The organism is Myxococcus xanthus, from assembly GCF_013116825.1.
GTDB classification, from domain to species: Bacteria; Myxococcota; Myxococcia; order Myxococcales; family Myxococcaceae; genus Myxococcus; species Myxococcus xanthus_B.
On the sequence record NZ_JABFNS010000003.1, the window covers coordinates 138,787 to 150,154 of the forward strand.

An 11,368-nucleotide genomic window follows, 5' to 3' on the forward strand; every position below is an offset into this window, starting at 1 on the left:
GTTGTCTCGCGAACTCCCCTATGACCTTGAAACTCTCCTGGCTGCGATGCGCCCTGGCCGTCCTCGGCCTCTGGGCATTCGTCCCTGGCTGTAAGAATAGCGAGCCTGATGGAAATACACCGCCGGATGCCGCGGGCGAGCCCGATGCGGGCGGGCCGGATGGGGGCCACGAGCCCACGCCCGATGGCGGACTTCCGGACGGTGGGACGCAGACGTCGGATGGTGTGGGCTTCATCGGCTACGTGCTGCCCGCGTCGAACGCGGAGTCCGTCCCACGCAACGCGCGCGTCATCGTGGGGTTCGCCGAGGCGCTCGATGTCACCACCGTGAGCGCGGAGGTCCTCACGGTGTCGGAGAACGGCGTCGCGGTGACGGGAACGGTGACGCATGACCCCGCCACGCGCACGCTGACCTTCACGCCGGGGCGTCCCTTCGCGGCGGATGCGTTGGTGACGGTGGGCGTCTCCACGGCGCTGCGCCTGGTGACGGGCAAGTCCCTGCCGGCGCCCTACCAATCGGTCTTCACGGTGGGGCTGGAGGCGGACACTTCGCCGCCGGAGGTGCTGGCCACGCGGCCCCGCAGTGGTGAGAGTGATGTGTCGCCGACCTGGCCGGTGTACACGCTCTCCTTCCGAGAGCCGATGGACCCGCGCACGCTCACCGGTGACACGCTCCGGTTCGAGCAGGCGCTGGGGTCGAACCCCGCGGCGCCGCTCACGGGTGTCATCTCCTACGATGCTCCGAGCCAGTCGGTGTCCTTCCGTGTCAGTCCGCTGCCCGCGCCGGGGGCGCTCGTCACCGGGACACTCTCCACGGGGGCGAAGGACCTGGCGGGCAATGCGCTCACGCAGGCGCACGCGTTTACGTTCTTTGTGACGGCGTCGAGCGACACCACCGCGCCGCGGGTGCAGGGGACGCTGCCGGAGGCGACGTCGGTGGGGGTGGCCGCGCGCTATGCGCCCATCATCGTCCACTTCAGCGAGCCACTCCGGCCTGAGAGCGTCACGCCGGACCGCGTCTACCTGGAGGAACTGAACACCGACGGCACGCAGGTGGTCCGCCGGGTTCCGGGCACGCTGCGCTACGACGACGCGAAGCTCCACTCCGCCTTCACGCCGAAAGAGCCGCTGAAGTACCAGACGCGCTACCGGGGGCGGGTCAGCGCCGTGGAGGACCTCGCGGGCAACGTGCTGGCGCCGTTCGACGGCTTCCACTTCGTCACGGAGCTGGAGCCCTCTCCGCCGGTGGTGCGTGATGCGACGCCGGCTCCGGACGCGCGCTTCGTGCCGCTGGGGAGCCCGCTGCGCGTGAGCTTCGACCGGCCGCTGGACCCGGCCACCGTCAACGCGCGGACGGTGGGCGTCGAGGGCGTCACGGGGCTGGTCAACTACGAGTCCTCCACGAACACGGTGGTGTTCCGGCCCGTGCCGCCCTTCGCGCCCGCCACGAACTACACGGTGACGGTGAAGGACGTGCAGACGCCGCAGGGGGCGGGCCTCGCCTCGCCGCAGACGTACACGGTGCGCACGGTGGCTCCCGGGGTGAGGGTGAGCGCGGGGCGTCCCGGTCAGCCGGGGATGTCCGTGTTCGCCACGGGCCCCCGGGGGACGCTGGCCGTGTGGAACGAGGACACGGGGACGGCCATCCAGGTCCGCGCGGCCTTCGACAGCGGCTCGGGCTTCGGGGACTCCGTCCTGGTGGGGGAGGGACGCTCGATGACGCTGGCGCCGCAGGTGTCCGCCTGGGGCGAGCGCTTCGTGGTGGGCTGGTCGGACCGCTCGCTCGCGGGGGGCGCCGTCGCGCTCTTCGATGGGACGGACTTCTCTCCCGTGACGCCCGGCATCAGCGGCCGGCTGTTCGGGGTGGGGAACCATCTCTATGCCCTCAATGGGAAGACCTTCCGGGTCCATGCTGGGACGCAGTGGTCGGAGGTCTTCACGGCGGCGAACCTGGGGTCGCCCGTGTCCCTCCTGCAGAATGGAGACCGGGTGCTGGTGTCGTCGGGGCGGAGCACGACGTTGGAGGTCTCGGTCGTGTTCGACGGGGTGCGGTGGCTGGAGTCCACGGTGTCGTCCCCGGTGGACGCGCAGTACATCCGCGTGGGGGACAGCTTCGGGCGGGCGTGGGTGTCCAACCGGGGGGTGGAGTTCGCGCTCTTCAACCGGGACACGCGCGAGTGGGGGCTGGGGGAGCTCATCACGTCCGAGCAGATGACGAGCCTGCGCATCGCCTCGGATGGCAGCACCATCACGGCGGTCCTCGGCGATACGGGCGGGCTTTTCGCGTCGGTGCGCGCGAACGGGGCATGGCAGGCCCCATCGCTGTTGGACAACCTGGCGGTTCGCGACATCTGGGCGGTGGTGCCCCACCGAGGCAACTACGTCGCGTTGTGGACCGGCATCAACAGCGCCACGCTGGTGCGCGCCGTCTCGCAGACGGGAAGCTCGTGGAGCTCGACCTCGAAGGCCGTGGTCGCGTCGGGGTTGAGCAGCGTGCTCGACGTGCGGGCGTCGGGGGATGACCTGCTGGTCCTGATGCAGAAGACCCAGCCGTCGTCCACGGCTGAAATCTGGGGCGCGGCGCTCACGTCGCAGGGGTGGCAGCCGAGCGTCCAGCTTCGTGGCCGGGAGGCGACTTCCTCGGTGTTGGTGCCGGTGGGGGCTCGCGCGGGTGCGCTCTTCGTGCAGCCGGGGCGGCTCGTGGTGCGCGGCTATCTGGGAGGTGGCCAGTGGGACTCGGGGCTTGAGCTGGTGACGCCGGCGCTCGTCGGCAGCGTGCGGGACGTGGCCGTCCACTTCGAGTCCGACGGGCATGGGGCCGCCGCGTGGGAGCAGTTCGACGCGGGGGCGTGGAGTCTCTTCCTGGCGGAGTTCGACGGGACGGTGTGGATGGAGCCGGTGCGTGTGGGGCTGGCGGGCACGAAGGTCCGCGTGGCGGTGGACGACAACGGGGTGGTGGTGGCGTATCTCCAGCCGTCCACGCAGGCGGGCCTGATGGACATCTGGGTGGTGTCCTCCGAGGCGGGGGTGGTGGGGGCGCCGCAACTGTTGGACAGCGTGGCGGCCACGGACCCGGACCTGGCGCTGGTGCATGGCCCCAGCGGCTTCATGGCGGTGTGGGGCGAGTGGGAGATTCGCGGAGCGCGGAGCGTGGATGGGGTGGCGTGGCGGGACCTGGCGACCCTCATCCCGAGGGTGTTCCAGGAGGCGCGTTGGTACAACACGCGGCTGGTCACGGTGGGTGATTCCTTCGCGCTGTCGGCGCAGCGCAACGAGCTCTACCTGAACATGAGCATCCACACTGCGGGGGTGTGGCAGCCCATCGCGGCCCCGGTCATGCCCAGTGACGTCTACGAGTTCGTCGCGGCGGGCAACTCGGTGATGTTGATGGCGCCCTTCGACGACGAGTTCCGCTACATCTTCCACAACGGCATCGCCTGGTCCGGCCAGAACATCGTCAAGTCGCCGGAGGACGGCCAAGGTGTGCTCGCGGCGGCTCCGAGCGGGTTCCGGATGCACACCGACAAGAGCTGGTGGCGGTGGAGCGGGACGGAGTGGCTGAAAGAGGCGACGGATGTCAGCCGTCCCTATTGGGCGGGCAGCCTGCGCTGTGACGCGAAGGGCTGCGGCCTGGCGACGGGAGCCGCGTTCGATATGCCGATGAACCTGGCGCTGTCCTACGCGTCGGGCACGCGCTCTTTCTGGACGGGGGCCTCGCCCGCGCAGGGAGACTTCCCCGTCCAGGCGGGGAGTGTGACGTGGGACTTCGTGGCGGACACCTACCGCGTCACGTGGCGCCAGCCCGTGCAGCAGGGTGTGCTCGCGCTGCACGCCAGCACGGCCCTGTGAGGGCCTGAGTCCATGAGGAGGGGGCGGTGGATGTGTCCCCGCTCCGTCCTCGTGGCCCGAAGTCCGGAGCCGGGTGCTTCACCTGGGAGAGGTGAGGCGGTCCCAAGGGGAAACACGCATCACACCGGGGCGCCTCGCGGGCCCCGGCGTTGACGTGTCACGAGCCCCCGCAGACGCGTCAACGCGCCCCATCGCAAGCGGCCCCATCGGACGCAAAGCCGTGGAATGACTCGAACGACCCGCGAGGTGCAGGTGGCACGCGTCCTGCTCTGGTGACGCACTGCCCCCCCACACCAGACCTTCGCATGGTGCGAAGGCATCAACGAGGACGTTTCACATGTGCACTGATTTTCTGGTCGCGACCGAGGACTCGAGCGCTGTCGTCGTTGGCCGCAGCATGGAGTTCGGCGTCGACCTCGGCTCCAAGTTCCGGTTCCACGCCAAGGGGCATACGGTCCAGTCTCCGGGTTCCCTCACGCACCTGCATGGCCTCAAGTGGACGACGAAGTTCGACTACGTCGGCCTCACCGTCACGCTCTATGGCGTCACCGTCATCGGCGATGCGATGAACTCCGAAGGCCTCTCCGCCGGAGCGCTGTGGATGCCCACGTCCACGTATCCCCAGGCCGCCAAGGACCCGTCGCGGGGACTGGCGCCCGAGCTCTTCGTGGAGTGGGCCGTGGGTAACTTCGCCACCGTGGACGCGGTGAAGGAGGCCCTGGCGAACGGCGACGCCGAGCTGTGGCACAGCGACTGGATGTCGAGCAAGATCCCGCTCCACTTCGCCCTCCACGACGCGAAGGGCAACAGCGTGGTCGTCGAGTTCACCGACCGGCAGATGTTCCTGTACGCGTCGACGGGTCATGACAACTCGCCGCTGAACATGCACAACCCGGTTGCTGTCCTGACCAACCACCCGACCTTCCCGGACCACCTGGAGAACCTCAAGAACTACGCGAGGCTGTCGTCCCGTGGCGCCACGCCCGTGAAGCTGGGAACCGGCACCTTCGCGCCTCACGGCTGCGGCAGCGGCCTCTTCGGGATTCCCGGCGACTCCACGCCCCCCTCCCGGTTCGTCCGGGCCGTCTACCTCCGTGAGTTCTCCGAGAAGCCCAAGAACGCGGCCGAGGCCCGCTCCCTGGCGCTGCACCTGCTCAACACCGTCGACATCCCCTACGGCACCAGCCGCGACTTGAACGAGGCCACGGGCAAGGACTCTCTCGACTACACCCAGTGGGTCGTCGTGAAGGACCTGACGAACCGCACGTTCGGCGTCCGGACCTACGACAGCCTGGGGCTGCAGACGCTGGACCTGCGCACGGTCGACTTCAAGAAGGCAGATGGCAAGACGCTCGCCATCTCCCCGGTGGATTCGCAGATCGACGCCAACAAGCAGCTGGCGAGCTGAGTTACTGACTCCCCCTCCGTGGCGCGGGGCCGGGCACCTGGCTGCAAACGGGTACCCGGCCCCGTCGCCGCTCAGTGGATGCGAAGCGCGAGCGTGCCCAGGTGGTGACGGCCCACGGCTTCGAGCGCCCGGCCCACCCCCGGGCCGCTGACATGTCAGCAGGCCGCCCGGCGGGCCAACACGGGGGCGAGTCAAGGCCGGACGGCAGCGCTCGCCCCCGTGTCACTGTCTACGAATGCCCCGGGTCTGGGGCTCGGGGACTCACGGCGTGGGCTTGACCGTGCCCAGGTTGAAGCTCGCCTGGATGCCGCACCAGATGGCGTTCTTGGGCGTGTTGGTCGTGTAGGTGAAGCCGTTCGACCAGGTGATCTGGCAGCGCGCGATGTGCTGCGTGATGTTGAACGAGAACGGCAGCGTGTCCGTGCAGTTGTTGGGGAAGCGCCACACCGTCTCGTTGGTGGGCATGTTGTTGTTCCGGGAGAGGACCGGGGTGCCCCGGACGCCGAACTGGAGGAACCCGGTCCAGACCAGGGACCCGGGGCTTCCCACCGTGTACGGCTTCCCGTCACTGGCGGTGTTCATGTTGAACTTCCAGTTTCCCTGCGTGGGCGGGCTCTGGTTGATCACCGCCCAGTCCGTGAGGTTGATGGTCGTCGTCTTGGACGAGTCGTAGGTGGCGGAGACCGAGGCCTCGGGGCCGGAGCTGTCCCCACCGCCCGAGACTCCCAGCGAGAAGCCCGTCGTAGCGGCCACCGACGACGAGTTGACCGCGTTCAGCGGCGCAGTCTTGTCGATGGCGGAGCCCGAGGGCAGGGTGCTGGAGCTGGGGCCGTAGCTGACCTCGATCTGCTCCTGGTAGTACCCGGAGTCCCAATCATTGGGCTGCGGTGAACCGGTGATGCTGCACCCGGTGCCCACCGTCTGGATTTCGAGGTACTTGTAGTTCGGACTGGTGACGGAATAGAGCCCATACATGAAGTTGACGTTGAGCTGCCCGTGGCAGCCGGGCGCGTTCTTCGAATCCGGGGTCCAGGATTGCGGCCCCAGATCGACGTAGCCCTCTCTCTTGGCGTGCTCCGGGAGGTTGTTGCTGCCCGAAGCGAAGAAGGACGTCGTCCCCACAAACTGATCCACCTCGGAGAACTTGTCGAGGTGCGTCCGCACGAGCCGGGCCAGCGCCCCGGGATTGCTGGCCACCCGGTAGACCGGCGCGCTCGACTCGTAGTCCGCGTACGCGGGCGTGAAGGTCTTGCGGCTGGCAGCGCCGCCCTTGGGGCTCTTCGCGTGCATGAAGAGACGGGTCTCCTCCTGGGTGAACCCGATCTGCTGCATGCCGTGAGGATCCAGGATGCTGATATAGGAGGCGCGCCGGCTCTTGAGTGGCTGCAGAAGCACGAGCCGCGCGTTGCAGGTGAAGGCCGAGACCTGAGCCATCGCGTCTGGATCAGACATCTCGTAGAGGACGGGGATGCCCTTCTCGAAGGCCTGAGCGATCAGCCCAGCCTTCACGAGCTCCTGCCCGGAGAGCTCGAAGCCATTGAGGTAGAGCAGTTCCACCCCGGACAGGCTGGCGCCGTCAGCCAGCGAGGCCTGGGAGATGCTCAGCTTCTCATTCTGGCCGACGAGGTCAGCGACAAGGCTGGGAGAACCAATGGAGAGTAGCTTGCTCACGATTTCTGCTCCTGTGTTTTCAGGTGTTGGAGGTGAGAGCGAGTGGCCCTCACGTGCTGCGCCCAGGCGGAAGTGCACGCATGGTGCCAGCACCAGCGATAGCGCGGCCTCAGAGCGAGCCCCGCGAGGGCCGCGTTGTGAAGCGAGGCGGTTGCCGGGCACTGACACGTCATTGGCGTGTCAATGACATGTCAGCGGAGCCCAGCGCAGCGCGGGCCTCTTGATAAGACAGCCTTGGCGCCATCTGAAGCCGTATGGTAAGTGTTCAGGGGAGATGGGCGGTTGAAGAAAGAGCAGGCCGCATCGCCTATCAGATGAAGCGCCCGCAGCCGGACGGCACCACGCACCACCTTTTGACAGGCCAACCCATGGAGGTGTGCTGCAGGACGAACTGCTGAGGGCCGGGTATCGCGTCTACCTCATGGATGCGCGGCGGCACGGAGAGCGGGCGACCCCTGACGCCCGGCTGGGAGCGCTCGCCAAGCGGGCCCATCAAGGCGAGCCCTCGCCGTACATGACGATGATTGCGGACACCGTCCGCGATGCCCACGCGCTGCTCGCCGCTGTGCTGGCGAAAGGCAATCCGCCCCGGGTGCTCATCGCCGGGTACAGCACGGGGGCCCAGGTGGGGCTCCCGCGGCGGCGGCGTGGATGAGGGCCTTGAACGCCTTCGCGTCAAACTCTTCACCCACGTGAATGTCGATGGCGCGCCTGACATTGCCTTCAAGGCTCAAGTTGAAGAGCTTTGAAGAGTCCGCCAGGGAAGCGCCCTTGAAGAAGGTCAGCTTCTCGGCCGACTTGTATGCCTCACCCGTGCAGAGGCCTCCTCCGTGGGACCAGACTGGGGTGCCCCGCTACTTCCATTCCTCCATGACATCCTGGACGGCCTCCTTGATGAGGGCACGCACCCTGGCGAGCGCCTCGCCTCGCCAGTCACCCAGCTCGGCGCTCCTGTCGCTGATGAGCTTGGAGGCCGACTCGCCATCTGTCTTGGGTTGACTCCCGGAGCGCCTTCGAGCCGTTCCGACATGGAGTGACCCGCGATTTCACTTCGCGTTTGAAAGCGGCACGCAGGTCACGGGGTGGCTTGCGCCGGGGGCGTCTGGGGCACGACGGAGACCTTGCCCTGCTCCTGCTGAAGGGTGTGCGTGCTGCCGGGCGCGAAGCGCTGGAACTCCTCGAGTGTTTCGGGGGTGTAGGTGATGGCGGGCTGGTCGTCGCCGTGGAAGACCACGCTGTACCGCGCGTCGCGCGCGTTTCGTTCCTTCTCGCCCTTGCGCAAGGCCTTGGCGGGCCGCAGCTCGGCGTCGGTGGGCCAGCGCGCCTCGAGCGTGGTGCCGTTCGCCTTCACGTCCCGGTCGTGCATCCAGCGCCACTCCTTCCAGGTGTACCAGGTCGCCTGGCGCGGCACGCTCCGGTAGCGCGGCTCCTGGCGTGAGCGCTGCTCGTCCACGTAGCGCGGCTCCTTGCGCTTCTTCGTCACGGAGCAGTACCGGGTGGTGCAGCTCCGATCTCCTCCGGTGCAGGTCGTCTTGCAGGTCGCGAAGCCGTTCCTGTTACTGGTGCACTGCTCGCTGCACTTCTTGGGCGTCGTGGTGCAGTCCTCACCGCAAGCCTCCTTGGCGCGGTAGGTCTCCGTGGTGAATCCCCGTTGGACGCGCTCCGTGTAGCGGACGGTCGTGTAGCCGGCGAGCACCTGGTCGTCATGGTGGTGGCGCTTGCCCTGCGCCTTCACCAGGAGGGCGCCTTCTGGCCGGTCCTCCTCGAAGCCCTCGTCATCCACCAGGCGGTAGCGCTCCACGCTCACCGTGTGCTCCCAGGAGACCTCCTTGACCTGGAGCGTTCGCGTCCTCTCCGGCTCCGCCTTGGGCGCTGTCGTGGCCGCCGTCGCGGGGGCGGTCCCCTTCTTGCCGGAGGACATCCACATGGGACAGCAGCAGCCGAAGAACGCGATGATGAAGAGGATGTAGCAGCCCAGGCGCCTGTTGCTCTTCGCTCCCTTCTTCTCGTCTGGCGTGGGGCGCTTGGGCTCGCCGGGAATCGAGCCTTCGACGGCGGACGCGCCGCAGTGCTTGCAGCCGCCGTCCAGTGCCCGCTGGTCGCTCTCGCAATAGGCGCATCGCCAGTTGGGACCGGCGGTGGCCATCCTCAGCAGGGCCTCGTCGGTCACCGTGACGGCGGACGCGGTGTCTTCCGGCATCTCATACTGCTCGCTGCCGTCCTTGGCGTTCTTGCAGCCCTGGCACACCATGTAGCGGCCGAGGTTGCGGTGGTTGCAGCTCGAACAACGCCAGAACATCTCGATGTGCCGCTCAGACATCCTCTGTTTTCCCCCTCGGGTGCGTACCGCCGAGCGGTGCGGCCTATAGCACGGAGCGAGCCGGACGGGCGGCACGGCGAAGCCCGTGCCGCTCCCGCGTCGCTCGGAGTGCGTGGGGTGACAGCCAGGGAGAAGAACCGCGTGTAGAGAGGCATGGAGACGAATCGACGCGAGGCAATCGCAACCTGCTCGCGCGGGAAGACAGTTTCAGACTGGATTGAACGGTACGCCTGGGCGTTTGGAGTCTTGAAGAGATTGCCTACACTGCCAGCCCGCCGGTGCTCCGAGGACGTGCTTGGAGCGCCAGCGTTCATCCCATACCCCTGGAGTGTCATGCGTCGCATCATCGCCCTGCTTGCCGCGCTGAACCTGGTTGCCTGTGCCCACGGTGGTGGCGCCGCGCCGGAGGCCGCCTCGGTCACGAAGCCCTCGGCGCCAAAGCCCGTCGCCACGCCCGAAGCGAAAGCGGCTGCCTCCGAGGCATCCGGACTGGCCATGAACGGCGACAACGCGCGCGCCCTTCCCCTGTTCCGAAGCGCTTGGGAGGGCGGGGTGCGCGGCAGGAACCTGGCCTACAACGCGGCCTGCGCGGCGTCCTTGCTGGGGGAGCGCGAGGAGGCGCTGGTCTGGCTGGAGCGCGCCGTGGAGGAAGGCTTCGATCACGCGGAGCACCTCCAGAAGGACCCTGACCTGAGCAACGTCCGGAGCCTGCCCGGCTACTCGGTGCTGGAGCAGCGAGTCATCGCCGCCGAGGCGAAGCAATACGAAGCCGCGGACCCTGTGCTGCGGGACGAGTTGCTCAAGCGCATGGAAGAGGACCAGGCGGCGCGCAGTGCCCTCGTCGCCTCGAACTTTCAGGACGAGGCCGCCAAGGCGAAGATGATGGACGTCGATGCGCGCAACACCACCTGGCTCAAGGGCGTCATCGCGAAGCATGGCTGGCCGGGAAGCGCCCTGGTGGGCCGGCGCGGTACCTTCGCCGCGTGGTTGATGGTGCAGCACGCGGACCAGGATGTGGCCTTCCAGAGCGAGGTCCTTCCGATGCTGGAGAAGGCCGTGGCGCAAGGGGAGGGCTCCGCGAAGGATCTCGCGTACCTCACGGACCGGGTGCTGGTGAATACCGGCAAGCCGCAGCGCTACGCCACCCAGTTGGAGGAGGTGGACGGAAAGACGGTGCCCAAGGCGCTGGAGGACCCCGAGAAGGTGAACGAGCGGCGCGCCGCCGTGGGGCTCGATACGCTGGAGGAGTACATCGCGGCCTTCGAGCGGATGAAGGCCGCGGCCACCCAGCAGAAGCCCTGAGCCGCAGGGCGGGCTGATGGCGGCCGTGCCGAGTGGCGCGGCCGCCAGGCGCTGCGTCATTCATCTGCTGCCCTGCGATGCTTCACGGGCACGAGGCGCTTGCGCGCCAGCCCGGCACGAAGGCCACCCCAGGCCGCGTGGGGTTGAGGCTCAAAAGACGCCAAGAGGTCCAGGCCCCTGCTACGCAGCTGATGGGAGCGCGGTCTGGGCAGGCGTGTACCCCAAGGGGGCTCAAGCGGCCTGTCCACCGGACGGGAGCATCACTCGGGCGGCCCCGTCGGCGGCTCTCCTCGGCCCCTCTGCACCCTCCCCTCAACAGGGCCCCATCCTTCTTACTTATGCGTGCCGCTGCTCGACACGAGGTGAGGGAGGGGCCCGCTCGCGTTGACCTGCCTCAGGGCGCCAGGTCGGTTCCTGGTCGTGCCAGATAGGCGACGGCCTCGACTTCTCCCGGCCGGCCAGGAGGGCTCTTGAGGGCGGCCATGAAGGGCCCGTCCCAGGAGGTGGCGTCGTTGATGAGCCCATCGCGAATGAAGTGTTGGAACGCCTCCAGGTTGGCGTGGACCATCTCCAAGCGGCACATGGAGCTGCGGCACTCCATGGACAGGAATCGCGCGCCCTGGGGGAGCTGGGTGCGGAGGCGCTCGGCGCGCTGCGTGGCTTCATGGCTCCAGGTCTGGTCCACCCCTTCGCCGAAGAATCGCGCATCCAGGCGCGTGACGGCCTCCTCAGGTGTCATCTCCTGGCGACGCTCCGCCGCGCTCTCGGTGTCCTGCTCGGGCTCGGCGGGATGGGCGGGGGCGGAGGGAGCCGCTGGAG

The 11,368-nt window shown here is 68.1% G+C and carries 7 protein-coding genes and 1 pseudogene; 4 read left to right on the top strand and 4 right to left on the bottom strand.

The window, feature by feature from the left end:
- The first annotated feature begins 20 nt into the window (after positions 1-20).
- On the top strand, positions 21-3,848 hold the full coding sequence (locus tag HNV26_RS02040; RefSeq protein ID WP_171445227.1) for an Ig-like domain-containing domain: 3,828 nt from the start codon (positions 21-23) through the stop codon (positions 3,846-3,848).
- 337 nt (positions 3,849-4,185) lie between these two features.
- Positions 4,186-5,256: a linear amide C-N hydrolase gene (locus HNV26_RS02045; protein WP_171445228.1), complete on the top strand. Its 1,071-nt coding sequence runs from the start codon at positions 4,186-4,188 to the stop codon at positions 5,254-5,256.
- A 261-nt stretch (positions 5,257-5,517) separates the two neighbouring features.
- Here the strand turns inward: HNV26_RS02045 and HNV26_RS02050 are convergent, their stop codons facing one another.
- Positions 5,518-6,927, bottom strand: coding sequence for a hypothetical protein (locus HNV26_RS02050; RefSeq protein ID WP_171445229.1), 1,410 nt, complete (start codon positions 6,925-6,927; stop codon positions 5,518-5,520).
- 376 nt (positions 6,928-7,303) lie between these two features.
- On the opposite strand from HNV26_RS02050, the gene HNV26_RS02055 reads away from it, so the two are divergent.
- The gene (locus HNV26_RS02055; protein ID WP_253816110.1) at positions 7,304-7,582 is read left to right on the top strand and encodes an alpha/beta fold hydrolase; all 279 of its coding nucleotides are present in this window, start codon (positions 7,304-7,306) and stop codon (positions 7,580-7,582) included.
- Here the strand turns inward: HNV26_RS02055 and HNV26_RS38105 are convergent.
- Both HNV26_RS38105 and HNV26_RS02060 read right to left on the bottom strand, forming a co-directional pair.
- Positions 7,524-7,889, bottom strand: a pseudogene (locus HNV26_RS38105) (DUF1801 domain-containing protein). The gene HNV26_RS02055 and the pseudogene HNV26_RS38105 overlap by 59 nt on opposite strands.
- Positions 7,890-8,002: 113 nt before the next feature.
- Positions 8,003-9,247 carry a hypothetical protein gene (locus HNV26_RS02060; RefSeq protein ID WP_171445230.1) on the bottom strand — a complete coding sequence of 415 codons (1,245 nt, stop codon included), beginning with the start codon at positions 9,245-9,247 and terminating at the stop codon, positions 8,003-8,005.
- A gap of 333 nt (positions 9,248-9,580) precedes the next feature.
- Between HNV26_RS02060 and HNV26_RS02065 the strand changes: the two genes are divergently transcribed.
- Positions 9,581-10,549 carry a DUF6624 domain-containing protein gene (locus HNV26_RS02065; RefSeq protein WP_171445231.1) on the top strand — a complete coding sequence of 323 codons (969 nt, stop codon included), beginning with the start codon at positions 9,581-9,583 and terminating at the stop codon, positions 10,547-10,549.
- Between the two features lie 394 nt (positions 10,550-10,943).
- Here HNV26_RS02065 and HNV26_RS02070 read toward each other — a convergent pair.
- Positions 10,944-11,368 (bottom strand): hypothetical protein (locus HNV26_RS02070; protein WP_301340290.1); only part of this gene is annotated, 425 nt, incomplete at its 5' end.